The 19661-nt window shown below is 62.5% G+C and carries 14 protein-coding genes; 12 read left to right on the top strand and 2 right to left on the bottom strand.

Annotated elements, in window-relative coordinates; translation table 11 throughout:
• Window positions 1-116: 116 nt before the first annotated feature.
• The 6 genes from IEX24_RS15680 (at window position 117) to IEX24_RS15655 (ending at window position 10014) form a co-directional block, all read left to right on the top strand.
• Window positions 117-4163 (top strand): PA14 domain-containing protein, encoded by a 4047-nt coding sequence (locus IEX24_RS15680; RefSeq protein WP_188679919.1) that lies wholly within the window; start codon window positions 117-119, stop codon window positions 4161-4163.
• Between the two features lie 72 nt (window positions 4164-4235).
• Window positions 4236-7151 carry a PA14 domain-containing protein gene (locus IEX24_RS15675; protein ID WP_188680426.1) on the top strand — a complete coding sequence of 972 codons (2916 nt, stop codon included), beginning with the start codon at window positions 4236-4238 and terminating at the stop codon, window positions 7149-7151.
• An 80-nt stretch (window positions 7152-7231) separates the two neighbouring features.
• Window positions 7232-7579 carry a hypothetical protein gene (locus tag IEX24_RS15670; protein ID WP_188679917.1) on the top strand — a complete coding sequence of 116 codons (348 nt, stop codon included), beginning with the start codon at window positions 7232-7234 and terminating at the stop codon, window positions 7577-7579.
• Window positions 7580-7637: 58 nt separating this feature from the next.
• Window positions 7638-8312 (top strand): hypothetical protein, encoded by a 675-nt coding sequence (locus IEX24_RS15665; RefSeq protein ID WP_188679915.1) that lies wholly within the window; start codon window positions 7638-7640, stop codon window positions 8310-8312.
• Between the two features lie 765 nt (window positions 8313-9077).
• Complete coding sequence (locus IEX24_RS15660) at window positions 9078-9395, top strand: hypothetical protein (protein WP_188679913.1); 318 nt, start codon at window positions 9078-9080, stop codon at window positions 9393-9395.
• 361 nt (window positions 9396-9756) lie between these two features.
• Window positions 9757-10014 (top strand): hypothetical protein, encoded by a 258-nt coding sequence (locus IEX24_RS15655; RefSeq protein WP_188679911.1) that lies wholly within the window; start codon window positions 9757-9759, stop codon window positions 10012-10014.
• A 734-nt stretch (window positions 10015-10748) separates the two neighbouring features.
• On the opposite strand, the gene yczR is transcribed toward IEX24_RS15655, so the two are convergent.
• A complete protein-coding gene (gene yczR, locus IEX24_RS15650; RefSeq protein WP_188679909.1) occupies window positions 10749-12239 on the bottom strand; it encodes a MocR-like transcription factor YczR in 1491 nt (496 codons plus the stop codon).
• 127 nt (window positions 12240-12366) lie between these two features.
• Here yczR and IEX24_RS15645 point away from each other — a divergent pair, with 127 nt between their 5' ends.
• From IEX24_RS15645 to IEX24_RS15625, 5 genes are all read left to right on the top strand, one after another.
• Complete coding sequence (locus tag IEX24_RS15645) at window positions 12367-12666, top strand: hypothetical protein (protein WP_188679907.1); 300 nt, start codon at window positions 12367-12369, stop codon at window positions 12664-12666.
• Window positions 12663-13523 (top strand): PhzF family phenazine biosynthesis protein, encoded by an 861-nt coding sequence (locus IEX24_RS15640; RefSeq protein WP_188679906.1) that lies wholly within the window; start codon window positions 12663-12665, stop codon window positions 13521-13523. Before IEX24_RS15645 ends, IEX24_RS15640 begins: the two co-directional genes overlap by 4 nt.
• A gap of 96 nt (window positions 13524-13619) precedes the next feature.
• Entirely contained in the window at window positions 13620-14828 is a 1209-nt protein-coding gene (locus IEX24_RS15635) for a hypothetical protein (RefSeq protein WP_188679903.1), read from the top strand.
• 48 nt (window positions 14829-14876) lie between these two features.
• A complete protein-coding gene (locus IEX24_RS15630; protein WP_188679902.1) occupies window positions 14877-16271 on the top strand; it encodes a M18 family aminopeptidase in 1395 nt (464 codons plus the stop codon).
• 297 nt (window positions 16272-16568) lie between these two features.
• Window positions 16569-18065 (top strand): Ig-like domain-containing protein, encoded by a 1497-nt coding sequence (locus IEX24_RS15625; RefSeq protein ID WP_188679900.1) that lies wholly within the window; start codon window positions 16569-16571, stop codon window positions 18063-18065.
• Window positions 18066-18109: 44 nt separating this feature from the next.
• Here IEX24_RS15625 and IEX24_RS15620 read toward each other — a convergent pair whose 3' ends face one another.
• Window positions 18110-18460 (bottom strand): VOC family protein, encoded by a 351-nt coding sequence (locus IEX24_RS15620; RefSeq protein WP_188679897.1) that lies wholly within the window; start codon window positions 18458-18460, stop codon window positions 18110-18112.
• Window positions 18461-18541: 81 nt separating this feature from the next.
• On the opposite strand from IEX24_RS15620, the gene IEX24_RS15615 reads away from it, so the two are divergent.
• Window positions 18542-19618 carry a hypothetical protein gene (locus IEX24_RS15615; RefSeq protein ID WP_188679895.1) on the top strand — a complete coding sequence of 359 codons (1077 nt, stop codon included), beginning with the start codon at window positions 18542-18544 and terminating at the stop codon, window positions 19616-19618.
• Window positions 19619-19661: the final 43 nt, after the last annotated feature.

The raw sequence follows: 19661 nt of genomic DNA, 5'->3' as shown, positions 1-19661 counted from the left end.
CCCTCATGACTTGAGACGTGCGGCTTCGGATTTGCTCTGCGCCGAATTGCACCCTAGGTTCTGATTTCAAGGAGGCCCCAATCTGGGGGTCAGGGGCCTAGCTTTTTGGGATCGTTGTGATTTCGTTTCGCCCTGCCTTGAAGACGGCCGCGTCGATTGTGGTTTCGTTCGTGCTCGTTCTCGGGCTCACCTCTCCGGTTCTCGCCGATGATGCGGTGACTCCGGCGCCGGCCTCAACCGCACCGGGCGAAGCGCCGTTGGAGCAGTCGCAGGTTCCGGAGCTGCCTTCGCCGGCTGCTCCCACCGACGACGCGCCTGATCCCATCGCCCCCGCACCGTCGGTTCCGGCGACTCCTGGCATCACCGCGGCCACACAGTCGGTGGTTAAGAATTTCGATCCCACGGGGAAGCCGGTTATCGCGGCAACCGAGTTCAGCGATACGTACGCGGGCCCAGACGGCATGAAGATCGCGGCGGTCTCTTCGACCCCGATCAACATTCAAGACTCGTCAGCGCCCGGAAACACCGATGGCTGGGTACCGATTCAGACCGATCTTCAGACCACGGGCGCGTGGTCGTGGCTCGGTCAGGGGGGCGCGAAGGTCGACGAGTATCCACTTCACCCGCAGTTCTCGCAGTACGCCGACGACAGCAACGTCGTGGAGATGACGAAGAACGGCAACACCATCGGATTCACACTCGAAGGCGCTGCGCATTCTGTCTTGGAGCGCGACCTTTCGCCGTGGTCGGATTCGAAGAATTACTTGGAATACACGAATGTGTTCCCGAACACCGATCTGGTGTACGACGTGACAGACGCCGGCGTGAACGAGGCGCTGCGCCTGAACAGCAAGCCGGAAACAGCGCCGGTGTGGACCTGGCAGGTCGACGCTGCCGGGCTCACTGCGGTCAAGAATGATGACGGCGGCATCACATTCTCCGACGCGACGGGAGCGTCTGCGTTCTCCATTCCCGCACCGACGATGTGGGATTCATCGGGCACCTACAACAAAGCCGACGCTTCTGCCCCTGTTCGATTGAGCCTCTTGCAGCAGGGCGCCAGTTACTTGATCAGTGTTGCACCCGATAAGGCGTGGCTGGCCGACCCCGCTCGCGTGTACCCGGTCTCGGTCGATCCATCGTTGGGTTCGAGCGACGACGATTCTGAAATGGCATACCGAACCACCGACGGAGTGCACACAAATCTCACGAATACGAACAATCACGTCTGGATCGGCAACTCGAATGGCAATGGAGTGTGGCGCACAGTCGTGCACTACAACTACGAGCAATTTTTCGGGTATCAGATCGTCGGCGCAGATATTGCTGTGACGGGCGTTTCGGGTGCCTATAGCCGAGATCGGCATGGAGCCGCGGTCAACGACGGACTCTGCTTCGGCCCGAACTGTGGCGGCGATCCGTTGGGTACCTTCACGGTAGACAACGCGAGCGGTGGCAACACAGACCCTGGTGACACTCGGCTCGGCTACCGAATCTCTGACTGGGTCGCGGCCGGCCAGGCTGGCCATCAATTGCTGCTTGCCGGTGACGAAACACCCGGGCAGTACACGCTCAAGGTCATCGACACCAGATTGTATGTCGGGTACAAGCCCTATCCGTCGGCGGGCACTTCGCCCGCTCCCTCTGATGGCGCAACAAACACCTCCTTGACGCCGACGCTGAGCGTCGGCGGTGAAAGTGACCCTGAGGGCAACGGTCTCTGGCGACTGACTCGCGTCAGCACGAGCCCGGGCGTAGATAGTGGGCCCTACGTTTTCGACAGCGGCTGGGGCGGCGATGGCCCAGTCACCGTGCCGAAAAACATTCTGCAACCAGGCACGACGTATTACTGGCGATCGTGGGTGCATGACGCGTATTACGACTACTACGCCGGGCATCCGGTCTGGCCGAATACCCCCGTATTCAGCTTTACGACCGATGATCCAGCGAAAGCTGACGGGGCCAGCGCGTCGCCTCCCGACAAAGCGGTCGTTGCGACGACCCAGCCGACATTCAGTGTGGCCGCTCCCACGGCGCCAGACGGGCTCGCCTTTCAATATCGCTTCAACGTCACGACCAGCAGCGACGCGAGTACAGGCCAAGTCGTGAGTTCGGGCTGGCAGTCGAGCCCGACGTGGACACCAACCGATTCGACGTCGTTGCAAGACGGCGGCACGTACTCGTGGGCGGTGCAGACGAAGAACAGTGCCCAAGTCTTCACCCCGCAGTGGGCGAAGAGCTTCAGCATCAACAAGCGAATCGGCGCGGGCGGCCCGTCACCGTCAGATTCAGCGGGACCGGTCGCGGTGAACCTCGCCAATGGCAACGTGAACATGACATTCGCCTCGCCGACGGTGGCGACGGTGGGCGGCTCGATGGGAATGGGCTTCTCGTACAACTCGCAGGCGCCGTCGAACGCGGGCTTGAACGCCGACTATTTCAATGGAATGCCGGCCACACCGACCACTTCGGCTGCTGACTTCGCGGGCGCAACGAAGGTGCTTTCGCGGGTCGACCCGCAGATCAACTTCGATTGGAGCGACGGTAACAACGGCACGCCGGGCTCGCCGGCGCCGGGGGTCGTCGACACCGACCACTTCCTTGCCCGCTGGACCGGTTTCATTCGCTCTCCTGACGCGACCGCGACGCAGTACCAGTTCGGGTACCTCCGCGACGACGGGGTGCAGATCTTTGTCAACGGCACAACGATGGTCGATCAGTGGAATACCGCCGCCGAAATAAGTTGGGGCGCCGGCACCACGGCCTTGTCGACCACTCCGGTGCCGCTGAAGGTGCAGTACTACGAAAATGGCGGCAGCGCGGCGATGCAGCTACTGGTTCGAAAGCAAGGTGATACCGGCCCAGGGATGATCGTGCCAGCGTCGTGGTTCACTCGAACAATCTCGACCTTGCCTACCGGGTGGTCGGCATCCACTCCCGTCGCCGGCCCCTCGGGGTTCTACTCGTCGGCGCAGATCAGCGACTCCTCTGTTGTGCTGACCGACGCCTCAGGCGCTGTTCATACTTACACGAAGAAAGCGCAAGGAGGATACGCGGCCCCGGCCGGCGAAAACGGAATCCTGACCCTGAACGCGGCCGGCCAAGTCAATCTGACCGACGAGTCAGGCACGGTCTATCTGTTTAACAGCGCGGGCAAGGTCTCTCAGGTCTCGAGTCCCCAAGAAGCGCTGAAACCTGCTGCACCCGTTGTGCAGTTTCGCTCAGATACCGGTGCGGTCGACACGATCAGTGATCGGCTCTCTGCGGTGACGCCGGGCTCGGCATCCACTGCGTACAGCAGGCAAGTCAAGTTCGTGTACACCACCGACACCCCGGCGCAGGCGGGGCTGTCAGGCGCCGATCTGGTCGGCGGTCGGGTTTGCAAAACCGACCCAGGTTCGTTCACCGCCACGGCCGCCTTGACCACCGGGCCGCTCTTGTGCCGCATCATCTATCCCGGCCACGTTGAGGGCGCCCCAGACTTCACTGAGCTCGAATACGACGCGAACGGCTACCTGGTTCGCATCACGAACCCGGGTAACGCTCAGTCGACGTTTCAGTACGACGCCCAAGGGCGAGTCACGACCATCCGCAACGTGCTGCAGAACGATTGGCTGCTCGCGACAAGCCCCGCACGCGCAGCGACCTCGACGAACGCGACCACCATTGCGTATGACAGCACGGGGCGCGCGACGAAAGTAGCGCTTCCCGCCCCTGATGGCGTTACCGCGTCGACTCAACCAACCAAGACCTACACGTACGGCGATTCTCTTGCGACCCCAGTGGCTGACACCACATATCTCGATGTGGTCGATCACACCTCCGGCACACCGTTGCCCAATACAAGGGTTGGCACCGGGCATGCTCAGACCGTGACCTTCGATGCCATGTTGAGAACATTGACCTCTACTTCAGCAATGGGTTTGGCGAGCAACACAGTGTGGAACGAGAAAGACCAGACGTTATCGGTCACAAACCCGCAGGGGCTCGAATCCACCACCCTCTACGACAGCCAGAATCGGGCCACAGACGCGTACGGCCCTGCCGCAACATCCTGCTTCGCGGCTGACCGAACGCCGACAGTCACCACAGCGTGTGCGAGTACGACGGCGCACACCCACACCGGTTACGACGAAAATCTGCAGGGCCTGAACGTCGCCTAATACGACAACGCCGGATTCACCGGTGTTCCCAAGGCCTACTCGCTCGGTGTCGACCCGGGCGCCGGCGGCGCCATCATCAAAGACTGGGGCACCGCGTCACCGAATCCCGCCATCACGACGAGCGGGTGGGCGGCACGGATGACCGGAACGATCACTTTCCCCGTCTCGGGCCGCTGGCAGTTCAAAACCACCTCCGACGACGCAGCTCTCGTCTGGCTCGACAATGCGCTGATCACCACCGACTTGTATCCCGGCGCTGTGCACGACTCGCAAGTCGGCTACTTCGATGCGACCGCCGGTCAGACGGTGAACATCAGAGTGGATTACATCAACGCGGCAGCGCAGGGCAGCGTCAACCTGCTCTGGGCCCAACCCGGCTACGGGTTCGCGACCATTCCAGGCACAGCCCTCAAACCCGGCTACAACTTGGCGACGAGTTCGACGGTGTTCGATAGCGTTCCCGCGGGCGTCACCGGTGTTTCGGCTTCAGCGGTATCACCGACCAGCACGACAACGACGTACGGCAGCTCGCCCTGGTTGGGCATGGCATCCTCGACCAGCGTCGACCCCACCGGCCTGAACCTCACCAGCGCGACCACCTACGAGACCACCGGTACCGGATATCAGCGTCGCATAGCATCCACTCTCCCCTCCGGTTCGAGCTCTGCGACGACGTACGGGTACTACACCGACAACGGCCCGTTCGAGACGGGCTTCGGTTACACCGCACCTGTTTGCGGTATCGCTGTCGGCACACCGCAATACGGGATGCTCCGCAAGACCACCACGCCCACGCCCGCCACGGGAAGTGCCGTGCCGACCTGGTATCTCTACGACGTGATGGGGAGGGTCGTCGGCACCACGAACGATTACACCTCGCCGTGGACCTGCACCACGTACGACCCCCGGGGGAGGGTTGCGAGCGTCTCATACCCTGCTTTGGGTGGGCAGCCGGCTCGAACCGTGATGACTTCGTATGCCGTGGCCGGGAATCCCCTCTCTGGGTCGGTCACCGACAGCTCGATAGTGGGTACGACGACAACCGCAGGCAACGTGTCGGCGAGTATCGACCTCTTAGGCCGGCAAGCGTCATACACAGACGTTTGGAACACCGTCACAACGCCCACGTATAACGTGCTCGGCCAGGTCAGTAAGGTCGTCACCGTTGCAGAGTCAGCCGCAGCGACCACGACCGAGGAGTTCACGTACAACGTTGACGGCCAGGTCACTCAGCAAAAAGACAATGGTTCAGTGATCGCGACGCCGACCTACGGCACGGCAGGGGTGGATGTGGGTCAGCTCACTTCTGTCGACTACCCGTCTGGCACGGGTAATGCGGGGAACGGCACTTCCCTCTCAGCGATCACTCGGAATACGGTTGGCGCAACGACTGGCATCAGTTGGTCGTTCCCCGCCCAGGCTGCTTTGTCAGACGCTGTTGTTCGATCCCAATCCGGGCGGATCCTGCGCGACACCACAGTCGACGGCACCGTAGCCGCACAGAACTCGACATACGGCTACGACGCCGCCGGTCGATTGATCAGCGCGAGCATTCCCGAGCACACTCTCGGCTATTCGTATGCCTCAACTGGCGGATGCGGGGCCAACACTCAGGCGGGCATGGACGGCAACAGAACCACTGCGACCGACGCTGCAGACGCGGTCACCACGACGACCGCGTACTGTTACGACAACGCAGATCGGCTGACCTCGAGTACAGTCACCTCTCCGGTGACGGGCGCGAATACCGCAAACGCGGGGCTGACCGCGTCGCAACTCACGTACGACGCCCATGGCAACACGACGAAACTCGCTGATCAAACCCTCGGATATGACGTGGCGAATAGGCACATGACGACGACTCTCACGAGCGGAACGACGATTACTTACGCGCGTGACGCGTCAGACAGAGTGGTATCTCGCACGACCTATGTGCCTGGCACTGGCGCTGGCACGGGAACCTCGGTCACGTATTACCTCTACGGCGCGAGTGTGTCTCCCATTATGGTGAAAGACGGCGGCAGCGCGCCTTCTCGCATGCTCGCTCTACCCGGCGGCGTGAATGTTGTCTCACCGGCGACCGGCGACCAAACCTGGTCGTACCCGAACATCCACGGCGACAACATGGTCACAGCAAACCAAGCGGGCACCCGCTCTGTTCAATACCGTTACGACCCGTTCGGGCAGCCCATCACCAGCAGCAACGTGATCGGCACGACCACCGCCGACGACACGGTGCCGAACAACCTGCCGGGAACCGCCGACTATGGCTGGCTCGGGGGCAACGACAAGCTCTACGAGCACGAGGGCTCCATCGCCACCATCGAAATGGGCGCCCGTCAATACGTCGCGGCCCTGGGCCGCTTCCTCGGCATGGACTCCGTAGAGGGCGGCAACTCAAACTCGTACAACTACCCCAACGACCCCATCAACGGCTCCGACCTTTCGGGCAACATGAGTCCAGACACCTTCGAGCATTATCTCGCTATGGGTGGAACAAGCATCCATCAGGCAGGCTTGCCCAACGGAGGATGGACGTACAAACATACTTACTCCATCGGAACCACTTCTCTGTCTGCTAGCCAGATCATGACAAGTGTCTCTACCCATTTCGGAGCTTTGTTTCCGCCGTTGTGGAGGCTCGACGGGTCTCAGAACGGCGCTCAGCTTCTATCCGTTGGGCAAGTCGTGCACACGGAATTCATGGGTGTGAACTCTTCTTCGACCGCCGGGGACGTTCGAGTCACTGCACTCGGAGCAACTGGATGGACGTTCATGTCTTTGCCCGGGCATCCCGACTACCCGGGTACTGTGAGCTTTTCGTTTACCAGCGCGAATGGGCAAGGCTATCTCACTGTTTGCGGAGGATCGGGAGCGTCGGCACCAGGGGGTTTGGGTGCACAGGCATACGACGCCTTCACCGACCTGTTGTGGAGCGAATTCGCAAACAACATCGAAACTGACACGGCGGGCCTCAGCAAATGGTGAGGCGAAACGAATCGCGGAAGGAGGCGCGATCATTCGCGCTAGTCAAACTGATCGCTCCTGTCGTTGGGGTGCTTGTTGGTGTGACCACATCGATCGCAATCGCAAACCGCATCGATTCGACCGCATATTTCCAGGTCTTTCTCGTATTCGAGGCCGCTGCCGGGCTCGTAGTAGGTCTCCTGAGCGGCATTCTCGCGTGGAGCGCGCGCAAATTACTAGAAGAAACGCGATTCCCTTTCTCGAAAATCATTCCGATAGCGGTAGCCGTTGTTTCTTTTGGTGCGGGATGGTGCGCCTTCTCCTTGCTATTTGAAGAGACAGTGCAATCGATCCTGCGAACGGTAGGAGGTATTGGCGTCGGCTTACTTGCTGCTGCCTTGTGGGTAGCTTGGCCAGCTCGACGAATTGAATCAGGTGACCGCGATTAGAGGTCTGCCCGTCATACTCGAAAAATGCAGACGATTGGGGCGACTAAGCGCCTTCGAAATGGGCGCCCGTCAGCACGTCGCGGACCTCGGCCGTTTCCTCGGCATGGACTCCGTAGAGGGCGACAACTCAACTCGTACAACTACGCCATCAACGGCTTCGACCTCTCTGGCGACATGCGCAGTGACCTTAAGAGTGCTACTTCTGTTCATCGACTTCGGTTCCCGTGGCCCGGTTGCCGTAGTGGCTCTTGTGGTTGGCGTTCCTTCATTGGCCGCGATTTTGATTGTCTGGATGCCAATGCAAATCGTTGCAAATCTCCGTGAGGTCACCGAAGTCAGGCAGATGAATCGCGCCTCGACGAATGCCATGAGCGTCACCGCTGTTTTCCAAAATATCGGCAAATATTCTGGGAAAATCTCGTCTGCCGCGGCTGTCCTGGCTATTCCTGCGGCCTTCACACCGTTTAGCGAGACTCTAGTGCCCGCGCTCGAAGCAGTGGCGGCCGGCGGAGCAATCATCTCCACTGCCGCCACCTGCGCCGCGGACATAATAAACGCAAACTGCGCTACGTCGGTCGCGCTAACTGGTATGGGCTTCCTGACAGCAAATTTGGTACGGCCCGGAATGGAGGCCGTTTCGAACCGAGAAATTTCGGGCCTTGCAATTGGCTGGATCTCCGGACAGCATCAAGTCTCATTGATTGATTTTGCCAGCGCGTGGTGGAATAGCTAACGGTGAAGGATCTTATGGAGAACCAGACGCATGCTTCGAAAGCGACAGGGCACAAATTCGGTATTCCGCGCGGGTCCTCGTCGATAATCGTTTTCGGAGTAGGCGGGGTATGCCTCGCACTGGCCCAGGGGTTTCGGCAGGGGGGCACCTGGTCAGCCCTATCGCCGATCGTCATCCTGGTCACCATCGGCTTGGTAGCTCTTTATGTGAGCGTGAGCGTGCTCGGAATATTGTTCATGGTGGGTTCTAGAGGCATCAAATCACGTCTCCAGCCGGATGTTGTCCTGAATATTGCACGACGAAAAGACATCGAAAAGGCATTTGCTCAGATTGAACGACATGGCTTGCAAAGATTGCCCTTTTGCTTCTATCTGGTGGCGGGAAAGCAAGGTCTCAGCCTCCGGGCTGGCCCGTCGACCTATGCTGTCCTAACGGAGTTCACCTGGGATCAGATCGAAAGCATAAAGAGTGCACTTTTGCCCGGGCCAAGCAGGCCTTCGCGTGGAGTCATCCTTAGTGTCTCTACAGACAAGAAACAGGTTGAACTTCCGTTCGTAATCCTGGGTCGAGGTTTCGCGGGTACCTTTCCGCTCTCAAATCGAGAGATAACGTCGACTCTGGAGAGGCTCTCCGCTCTGAGCAAGGCATATACCAGTGGCGGCAGGCGGCCATAGGGCGCGGTTTGCGCTTTTTCCAGGTCCCGGAGGGAACCTGGAAGGGTATGGCGCGTCTTCTCTGGCGCAGCTGTAAGCATTCGCCAGCATCATGGACGGCAAGCTCCTCACTTGCGGCGACGAGGAGGTTGCACGTCACGACGCGGGTCGAATTTCCATCGGATGGAGCAAAATGAGTGCGAGCAATTGGGCTGAAATTGTCGTAGGGCTAGCGGTGGCTGCCGGTGGTGTGCTGCTCATCGTATTTCGAAAGGCTTACGCAAAATTCAATGCTTTCTCTCAAGGACTCTTCGGCCCCATCGGGGGCCCCGGGGCGCGCGCGTCGACGCCAGGTCTCTATGTTGTTATTGGCATCCTGCTCGTTTTGTTCGGATTGGGAATCGTTGCAGGTAGCGTTTTTTTGCATTGACGCGCAATCCCAATCGGGCAACCGTCAAGACTGCGGTGTTTGCCAAGACTCGTCGATATGTGCCGGAATCGCAGGGCGATAGCCTTGCGGAGGGGGTGTGGAGCGATGCCAGTGGCTCGATGGTCACTACTGGTCAGATGGTAGGCGGTGCCGGCCTGGGCGTACTAGCGATCGCCGCCTGGGTAGCTTGGCCAGCTGGACAAGCTTTGCCCGCCGCGCGGGACTCTGACGAAGGGTGACTCTCTCTAAGGCGAACGCTCAACAATTGCGATCGGAACCGGCCGGAGTTAATTATGAGATATAATCAATACATAGGCAGATTCGGGCGACTGCTGAGACGATGAACGAGAGGAACCGGTAGATGACGAGCAGTGAAGCTATTCAAGTCGTCACGGGAGGGTTGATCGTCTCCGCGATGGTGGGGCTCTTTATTTTCCGACGAGCGTTCTTTATTTCCGCTGCTTGGCTTCACAGTTCCCTGGGTGAAAGAGTGGCCCGGAACATGAATCCGACCCTAGTGTTGGTCGGCTCGATAGCGGGATTGTTTTTCGGTATCGGGGTAATTGTTAGCGGCATAGTGGGCTACCGGTACTCGCCGCCGACAGACATTGGCGGCTAGTGGAGGCGCATCGCGAACTGCGTTCGTACCGACCTGCTCTGAGGAGGGTGATAGTTGTCTTAATTGCCATATTTAGCACGGCGGCCTCGACGATTGCCCTCTATGCAAACGGGAACGCAACATCTCTGATCGCCTCGACCGTTCTCGTGTTTCCTTTTTCCCCGCTTCCACTTTTTGTGATGTTCCTTCTAGGTGTGCCCCTCACTCTCATCTTCGGCCAGGTTCTCGGATCGATACTTGCAATCACCTTGCTCTTTGCGGCGAATCTGGTCGCCGCATGGATTCAGATCCAAATATGGTCAATGTTTCGACGGCGTCGAGCCGGGCCCTAGCCTCAATCCGGGTCGGAGAGGTGCAATAGTCCGCCGCGGCCCTCCGTGGCTGGCTTTCACATCGTGTCGCTGCTAGGAGTAACTGGAAAAAGTAGAAATGCAGCCTTTCAACCGCTTTGAAAACCAGAAGCATGACTCGAAAGCGAAAAGGCACAAATTCGGTGTTCCGCGCGGATCCTCGTCCCCGCCCGCGCGGCACTTCGCCCTCGCGGCCGGCGGTTTTACCAGCAAGACCTGCTTGACGTCTGACCTTCGCGCAGGCCCGTTCGCCCGAATGAGACCGCCACGCCGTATTGAGCCCGGTATACCGGGCGCAATACGTCGCAGCGGTCTCACGGAGCGGTGCAGCGGCTCAGCCGCTGACGTCTCGCCGCTGCTGCGGAGGGACAGGCGGGCGGCGGGTCAGATCATGTCTGCGTACGCGGGGAGGTCGGGGGTCAGCGCCAGGCCGGAGATGTCGCGCCAGGCGAGCTGCAGGGCATCCACTGCCCGCGAGGTTTCGGCGGGCGACTTGTTGATGGGCAGGCGGAGGAAGCGTTCGAAGGCGCCGTCGAGTCCGAAACGGGGGCCGGCCGTGATGAGCACGCCGCGGGTTCGGGCGGCGAGAACGAGTTGTGAGCTGGCGGGGCGGCCAAGGTTGACCCAGGCGCAGAGGCCTCCGTCGACGTGGGGAACGTGCCAGTCGGGCAGCGCTGACGCGAGAGCTTCGGTGAGGGCGTCGCGGCCGGCGCGCAGTTCGGCGTGGCGCACGGGCAACAGCTCGGCGGTGCGGCGCACGAGTTCGGTGGTGGCGAGTTGTTCGAAGACGGGGGTGCCGATGTCGCTGGATGCCCGTGTGCCGAGAAGGCGGCGAATCATGGGGCGTGCGGCGCGAATCCAGCCGATGCGAAGGCCCCCCCAGAAGGTTTTGCTGGCGGAGCCGAGAGTGATGACGTCGCCGTAGGCGCCGAGGGGGAGGTAGTCGACGGAGTCGGGGCGGTCGATGTTGAGCTCGGCGGTGGTTTCGTCGGAGACGAGAACCGTGCCCGAGCGTTCGGCGGCCGCGACGAGGCGGCGGCGCAGGTCGGGGCTCATGGAGGCGCCGGTGGGGTTCTGAAAGTCGGGCATGAGGTAGGCGAGGGCGGGGGCGGTGCGTTCGAGGGCTTGAAAGAGCGACTCTTCGTGCCAGCCGCCGGCGTCGGGCGCTGGGGTTGGGGCAGGCGTGCCCGTGGTGCGTGCCGAGCCGCCGCCCGGTACCGAGCCCGACGTCACCGGCACCGCCACGAGCCGCGCCCCGGCCGCCATCAGCGTGTCAGACGCGTGAGGGTAGGTAGGCGTCTCGACGATTACCCGATCCCCCCGCGTGAGCAGCGTTCGCGCCACCAGGGTGAGCGCCTGCAGCGCCCCGCTGGTCACCATGATCTCGTCGGGGTGCGTCGGCAGCCCGCGTTCGGTGTACCGGTCGGCGATGGCACGCCGAAGCTCCGGCAGCCCAAGGGGCTCGTAGCCGAGCGTGGCCAGATGCGGCCCGATCTGCTGGGCCGCGTGTTGCATGGCCGCATCCACACCCGAAATGGCGGGCAGCGCGGCCTGCGTGAAGTTGATGACGCCGGGTGCCTCGCGAGGCTCGGTCTGGTCGACGGCCGGGTTCTTCGCGATGCTTCCGGAGCCGCGAACGCTGTGCAGGTAACCGGATGCCCGCAGCTCGGCATAGGCGGCCCCGATAGTAGAGCGGCTGAGCTTCAACCGCTCTGACAGCTCGCGTTCGGCGGGCAGGCGGCTGCCGCCCGCAATGCGCCCGTCGGCGATGAGCAGGCCGATGCGATCAGCAAGCGCACGGTAGGCGCTGCCGTCGGTGAGCCACTCGCCGAGCATGGCGTCGAGGGCGCGAGCTGAGAGTTGAAGCGCGGTCATCGAACCAGTGTAACGAAATTGGTCTGTTGACGCCAGGCCAATTCTGCAATTGGATGGTGATTGGCCTTGCAAACGAGGCTGTTTTGGCCAACCAAGGCCGAATAGATGTGAAACGGAGTGGGTTGAGATGGTGTTTCTGATCGTTCTGGGTGTGATTGGCCTGGTTGGTGTTGTTGCGAGCGTCTTCGCCATTGCCGGCGGCGGATACTCAGGCGTACGCACCCGAGACGATGCCCACTACCGTTCGACTTTCGACCACGCCGCGTTTCACGCTCGGCCCGTGCCCGCAGGCTTCGTGCCGCTCTCGACGGCTCCGGATGCCCGTGCGGCCCTCGACGCCCCGAGTAGTTTGGGAGCAGACGCCGCGCTGACCGCACACACGGAGCAAACGGCACAGACCGCACACACCGAGGAGACCGCAGCATGACCACCCGCACCCGCCCCTTCGCCCAGGTCGACGTCTTCTCGGCGGTGCCCTATCGCGGCAACCCGCTCGCCGTCGTGCTCGACGCCACCGACCTCGACGACGAGGCCCTTGCCCGCTTCGCCGCCTGGACCAACCTCTCTGAAACCACGTTTCTCCTGCCGCCGACCGAGGCGGGCGAAGCCGCCGGCGCCGATTACCGCGTGCGCATCTTCACGCCCAGTGGCGAGTTGCCGTTCGCCGGGCATCCGACTCTCGGGTCGGCGCACGCCTGGCTCGAAGCCGGCGGCGTCGCCCGAGCCGAAGGCACCATTGTGCAAGAGTGCGAAATTGGTATGGTGCCAATTCGCCGCGATGGAACGCGCTTAGCCTTCGGGGCCCCGGCCCTTCGGCGCAGCGGCCCCATCGGCCCGGCCGACCTCGCGGTTATGGCCGAGATACTGCGCCTCGAGGCAGCAGACATCGTCGACTCCAACTGGATCGATAACGGCCCCGGCTGGGCGGGCATTCTGCTGCCCTCGGCAGAGGCCGTGCTCGCCCTCGAGCCCGACTTCACCGCGCTAGGCGGGCGTTCTATCGGGGTGGTGGGGCCGTACGGTGATGCCGCCGCCGGGCATCCACAGTTCGAAGTGCGCGGATTCGCGGGCAGCGCCGGCATCGCCGAAGACCCGGTCACCGGCAGCCTCAATGCAGGCCTCGGGCAGTGGATGATCGGGGCAGGCCACGCCCCGACCGCCTACCTAGCCGCGCAAGGCGCCCGTCTGGGTCGCGACGGTCGGGTACACGTCGAGCAGCTCGGTTCCCAGGTGTGGGTGGGCGGAGACAGCATCACGTGCATTTCGGGCACCGTGCTGCTGTAGCTCGCCGCGCCTCTGCTGCCCGATCGTCGGAGCGGAGAATCTGGCTGCTGACCCCTGGCGCACGCCGGGCTCAGTACGGCGTGCGATGATGAATCGGTGACACCCCAGCTCCCCGACAGCGCGCGTGCCCGGCGTCGCCGCTGGCCCGTGGTGCTTGTGTCGATCGTGGCCGTGGTGGTTCTGGTGGCGGCCGGTCTCACCGTGGTGGCTTCGCTCGTGATCATCCGACCGCCCGCCGTTTCGTCGCTCGCGGGCGCGAAAACGGGTCAGTGGAGCAGCGTGGCGTTGCCTGAGCCGGCCGAGAACGGCGACGGCTCGGCGTACACGATGTACGTCAAGCCCGGCTCGAGCAAGAACCTAATGATCTTCTTCGGCGACGGCGGCATGAACTGGAATGCCGCCACCGCGCAGCAGCCCGTCACGCTCGGCTCGAGCATTTTCGGCGGGGGCAACTTCTCCAGCCCGAACGTGCCGTTCTACGTGGTCAATACCTTCGGCGGAATGCTCTCGACCGAGTCGCGCAACCCGTTTGCCGACTTCACCAGCATCTACATTCCCACGACAACCGGTGACCTCGGCGTCGGCGACGGCACCGCCCACTTCTTGACCGAAGCGGCAGGCGGCGCTGGCAGCGGAAACGCGGTCGTCACGGCGAAGTTCAACGGATACAACAACACCACCGCTGCCCTCAACTGGGTCTACGCGAACGTCGCCGACCCCGCGAAAGTGCTGGTCGCGGGCTCAGGCACGGGCGGGTTGACCGCGGCCTTCTGGCTCAGCAAGATCGGCGACCACTTCACAGACGCGCCGCTCTACGAGTATTCCGATAGCGCCTATTACGCCGCGACACAGCTCGCCTATCTCTTCGACGGCGTGTGGGATGCCCAGTTCGAGAATCGGTTCGGGTACGCCGTGACCCGCAATCCGCTGAAAGACGCCATCACCTACAACACGGCCCGCTTCGGCGACAGGCTCACCACCCTCATCTCGCAGACCCTGCTCGACAAGACCGACGCTGCTTTCTCGGCCGATCTCGACGAGGGCTACTACTCACCCCAAACCGGCGCCGACTGGAATTATGGGCTCAAACAGACCCTGCGCGCGCTGCGTGCCGCCCCACAGCCGCCCGCTCTCTTTCTCACCGACTTCGGCGCAGACGAACACGGCGAGACGCCGCACATTTTGGCGACAAACTCCCGGTTCTGGGCGGCGACGCAAGACGGCATCACGCTCGACACCTGGCTGAGCGACGCGGTCATCTCTTCTTCTCCACAGTCTGCCGGTGTGGGCTTTTTGTCACAGTGAGCGTCTTGCGGCTCGGCTGACCGGGTTGTTCGATGGTTGACTGGGCAGATGGATGCCGCACCAACCTACATCGACGACTTCGCCCACTTCATCACCGCCTCCCCCTCGTCATACCATGCCGTCGCTGAGGCGGCCCGCCAGCTCGACGCCGCGGGTTTCGTGCGGCTGTTCGAGACCGACGAGTGGCCGCGCGGCTCGCTCTCCCGCGGCTCGCTGTCACGCGGCGACGAGGAGTTCGCGGCGAGCGATGCTGGCGCCGAACGACTCGTGCCGACCGACTCCGCACGGCGTCACTACGTCATTCGCGATGGCGCCATCATCGCCTGGATCGTGCCCGCTTCGGCCGGCCCCACCACCCCGTTTCGTATTCTCGGCGCGCACACCGATTCACCCGGCTTCAAGCTGAAGCCGAAGCCCACCACGGCGTCGAACGGGTGGCTGCAGGCTGGGGTCGAGGTCTACGGCGGCCCTCCGCTGAACTCCTGGCTCGATCGTGAGCTCGAACTGGCCGGGCGCATCGTCACTCGAGACGGGGGTGAGTACCTCGTGCGCACCGGGCCGTTCATGCGCATACCGCAGCTGGCCATCCATCTCGACCGCGACGTGAACAATGGCTTGAAACTCGACAAGCAGCGGCACACGAGCCCCGTCTTCGGCGTCGGCGACGTGTCTCAGGCCGATCTCGTCGACCAGCTCGCCGGTCTCGCCGGCGTGCCGGGCCTCTCGGGTGCTGATGTTGCGGGCTACGACATTCTCACGGCCGACACCGCGGCACCTCAACGTTTCGGTCTCGACGGGCAGCTGTTCGCAGCCGGCCGTATGGACAATCTCAGCTCGGTCTACGCCGGCCTCCGCGCGCTGCTCGAGGTGGCGGCGGCCGCGGTGGCGAGCGCCGCGGTGGCGAGCACGAGTATCAGCGTCTTCGCCGCGTTCGACCACGAAGAACTCGGTTCTGAGTCGCGGTCTGGCGCGAGTGGCCCGCTGCTCGACGACGTTCTCACCAGAATCTCGGGCGGCCTGGGCGCGACCACAGAGCAACGGCTTCAGGCGTACGCGGGCTCGTGGTGCTTGTCGGCCGATGCAGGGCACTCCGTGCATCCGAATTACCCCGAAAAGCATGACCCCGTGAACCGGCCCATTGCCGGTGGAGGCCCCCTGCTGAAGATCAACGCCAATCAGCGGTACGCCACAGACGCGCTCGGCGCGGCCCTCTTCGCCGCCGCCTGCGATCGGGCCGGCGTCAGCTATCAAGAGTTCGTGTCGAACAACGACGTTCCGTGCGGTTCGACCATCGGCCCGCTGACCGCCACCCGCCTCGGCATTCGCACGGTCGACGTCGGAGTGCCCCTGCTCTCGATGCACTCGGCGCGCGAACTCGCCCACGTATCCGACCCGCCCGCGCTCGCGGCGGCCATCGCGGCATTCTTCGCGCCCGCAGGCTGACGCCGGGCAGTAATCAGCTCTACTTTCCGTCTTCGAAACTATTCTTCGCGACTCGCGTAATGAAAGCTCCCGAAATGCATCTCTTGAATGACGGGCACGATGGTGCCCGTTTGCACCTTCGAGCTGCTTGGCGTGTTAGCCCGGCCTCAGTGCTGCCGAATTCGAGCGAAGGCAGTCATGGAATCACTACTCACACGAAAGCGGTTACGGGGTGGCGCCCTTCTCCTTAGCGCATCCCTACTCGTCAGTGGGGCGGCTCTGCTCATCGCGCCGACCCACCCGGCGTCCGCGCTTCCCGTGGGCTGCACCATCAGTCCAGAGCTTCAGGCCTCGGCGCAAAGAGAAGGTATTTCGTGCCCCGACCCTTCGGGCGGCGGAGATACCGCCCATGTCGGCGGCAAATCCTCATCGAACTGTCTTTATTCTCCTGACACCACCCAAATGCCACTTGGGATGCTGTCGTTTCTCCGTTTCGCGAGTTACAGTTTCAGCGGAGTGTACGGTGGCGCTCCGGCACCGGGATCACGGTATGACCAGGCCAACTATGTCTTGAACGGCGAGATTATCGGTGTCATTCGGTACGACATTCGCTCCAACGGCACCTGGCGCTTAGAGGTCGCGAACTACCAAGTGGCAGGGTGGGAACAGTGGAGTACGTTCGACTGCTCAACAGGAAGCAAGGGCTTCGTCAATCAACTGGCAGAGCTGCCCGCTCGGCTGCCAGCGCCGCCAGTCAATGATCCGCCTTATCCGCCCAATCCGCTAGGAGACGCAACACCGCCAGCGACCTCATCGGTACCGATGACGCCGACAGGCGACGTTCACGCAGACTCGCTTGTGACGCCGCTGCCTGGTACGACAGACGAGTACCTTGACCGAGTGAACATCACCAACGCGGGTGCGGTCAGAACAGGTGTCGATGCGCTTTTCAACGCCACGTCATATTCGATTCAGGACTATTTGACGGTGCCGTCTGACGCGACGTGCTCGACCGCTGAACAAGCTCAGCACTGCTTTCTGCCGGATCTTGCTCCTGGCGCTTCGGAGACCCTCGTTCTTCACACCAAGAGGCGAGCGGGAGTGTCTGTTGAAACTCCGATTCTGATGACGGTTGGAAACCTCGGCAGGAGAACGATTCAAGATTTTCCAGGAGATGCTTCGTATCCCATATTCGGTTACGTTGAAAATCTGTATGCCGTTGCAACGCCCGCACCGATTCTCGTCGCGCCTGTTCCCGTCACGCCTGAGTGCAACCCGACTGACTCGGATCCACAGCCTGTTACAGCCGGTGTGAATACCCGCCTCACGACGTTCTGCAAAGCGGCTGCCGGTTTAGGCATGAGCGTGACGGCCTCGCACGGCACCGCAACGATCGATAGCTACGGATCGATCCGGTATACCGGCGACCCGGCGTGGCGTGGCACCGATACAGTGTCGGTGACCTCGAACAACGGGGTCGGTGTGAATAGCGCCGCAACCACGTTCACTGTGAACGTCGTCGCCACTGCGACCGCTGCCGACGACAGCTACACCGTCTCGCAGAATCAGGTATTGACCCCAACGTCAAGCCTGATGGCGAACGATACGATTCCTATGCAGGCCGGTTGGATGGTTCAGGCGGGTGCGACGCCGACACAGCACGGAACTGTGAGTCTGAACGCGTTAGACGGTACGTTCACCTACACGCCGAACCCCGACTTCGTCGGTACTGACAGTTTCTTGTACAGGCTGAGCGGGCCTGCCGGTGCAAACTCGAACGTAGCGAAGGTCACGATCGTCGTGCAGGCACACTAGCTGAGCTGGCGATTCATGTGGCGCCGCAGTAGCTCGCGAACCGGCTACTGCGGCGGAACGACCAGGCACCACTCGTTACCCTCGGGGTCGAGCAGTACCTGAAACGAGCCGGCGGTGTCGCTGTGGATGCCGCCGGTGCGACGGGCGCCGAGGCGTTCTGCGGCCTCGATGGCGGGGCCAAGGGCATCCACTCGCACGTCGAGGTGTATACGATTCTTCACTGACTTCGGCTCGGGCACCCGCTGAAACGCGATCTGCGAGAACCCCGGCGGCACGATGTACCACCACTCATCATCGCGCCGCGTCGGCTGGCCGCCTAGCACCAGTGCCCAGAATCCGGCTAGCTCGCCCGGGTCGGCGCAGTCGAACACCACTTCGTCGATGATTCCGATCATTCGCCAATTTTAGTTCGCCGCATCCGGGTGTTCGGGCGCCACCGTGGGGCGCGGCTGCAGGATGCTCGGTACTGTCTCACTATGAACGTGCCAAGCAACGATGTGGCCGACGGAGGTGCGCCCAGTACGTCTGCGCCCAGCACGGTTGCGCCCAGCACGGCTTCGCCCGGCACAACCGACGGCGGCGCAGCCGGCGGCAGCGCCGCCGAGCTCAGCATTGTCGTCGACCTCTATCACCTACCGCCCGCCCAGTTCACGGCCGCCCGAAACGCACGCGCCAAAGAGATCGTTGCCGCGGGAGATCGCCCGCTTGCGCAGGCCGTGCGGGGGCTGAGTCGCCCGTCGGCATCGGCTTGGGCACTGAATCGCCTGACCGCCGACGACGGTGAAGCGAAAGATGAGGTCGTACGCCTCGGCGATGCTCTTCGTGACGCACAGCAGAACCCGAACCGCGAAACGCTCAGCGAGCTGGCAACGCAGCGCAGAGCTCTCATCGCACGCGCGACGAAGTCTATCGAGCGCCTTGCAGCAGAGAACGAGGTAGCGCTCAGCGCTTCGGCCCTGATCGAGGTCGAGCAAACCCTCGCGGCGGCGCTCGCCGACCAGAACGCCGCTTCGGCTGCCTTCAGCGGACGACTGGTTCGACCGCTTCAGTCCATCGGGCTCGACGAGGTCGACCTTTCGGGCGCGGTCGGTGGGCCTGATGCCGAGCCGATGGTCAGCCCGAAGCATCCATCATCGAAAGGCGCCTCTTCGGCTACCGACATCAACGAAGCCGAGTCAACCGGCTCGGCGCAGGCCAGTCACACACGTGGCCGCGACCACGATCGCCGAGCCGAGCGTGAACAGGCTCGTCGGCTCGCTGCCGAGGCCGAAGACGCCGCCACCACGGCCGAGAACTCGATGCACGAAACCCAAGTCGCACTCAGCGAGGTCGAGTCGTCGCGCGCCCACGTCAATAACGAGGCCGCCGATCTCACCGCGCAGATCGCCCAGCTGCAGGCCCGAGTGGATGCCCTGCAGCACCAGCTGAACGAACTCTCCACCTCGCGCAAAGCCCTCAGCGCCCAGCTCTCCGAACGAAAAGCGGAGGCTCGACGCCTGCGCCAGGAGGCCGCCGAAGCACAGACCCGGGAAGAGACTCTCGAAGCGCCCTAAGAAGCGCTCTAAGAAGCGGCAGAAGTATTCAGCAAACTGTTCA

It is taken from the genome of Subtercola lobariae (assembly GCF_014640255.1).
Lineage (GTDB): Bacteria > Actinomycetota > Actinomycetes > Actinomycetales > Microbacteriaceae > Subtercola > Subtercola lobariae.
This window is presented reverse-complemented; position numbering and strand designations above follow the sequence as displayed.

Excerpts from the sequence above, each read along its gene's own strand:
- IEX24_RS15655 (WP_188679911.1), top strand. The coding sequence starts at position 9,757 with ATGACGAGCAGTGAAGCTATTCAAGTCGTCACGGGAGGGTTGATCGTC.
- IEX24_RS15615 (WP_188679895.1), top strand. The coding sequence starts at position 18,542 with ATGAACGTGCCAAGCAACGATGTGGCCGACGGAGGTGCGCCCAGTACG.
- yczR (WP_188679909.1), bottom strand. The coding sequence starts at position 12,239 with ATGACCGCGCTTCAACTCTCAGCTCGCGCCCTCGACGCCATGCTCGGC.
- IEX24_RS15630 (WP_188679902.1), top strand. The coding sequence starts at position 14,877 with ATGGATGCCGCACCAACCTACATCGACGACTTCGCCCACTTCATCACC.
- IEX24_RS15620 (WP_188679897.1), bottom strand. The coding sequence starts at position 18,460 with ATGATCGGAATCATCGACGAAGTGGTGTTCGACTGCGCCGACCCGGGC.
- IEX24_RS15645 (WP_188679907.1), top strand. The coding sequence starts at position 12,367 with ATGGTGTTTCTGATCGTTCTGGGTGTGATTGGCCTGGTTGGTGTTGTT.
- IEX24_RS15640 (WP_188679906.1), top strand. The coding sequence starts at position 12,663 with ATGACCACCCGCACCCGCCCCTTCGCCCAGGTCGACGTCTTCTCGGCG.
- IEX24_RS15660 (WP_188679913.1), top strand. The coding sequence starts at position 9,078 with ATGGACGGCAAGCTCCTCACTTGCGGCGACGAGGAGGTTGCACGTCAC.
- IEX24_RS15665 (WP_188679915.1), top strand. The coding sequence starts at position 7,638 with ATGGGCGCCCGTCAGCACGTCGCGGACCTCGGCCGTTTCCTCGGCATG.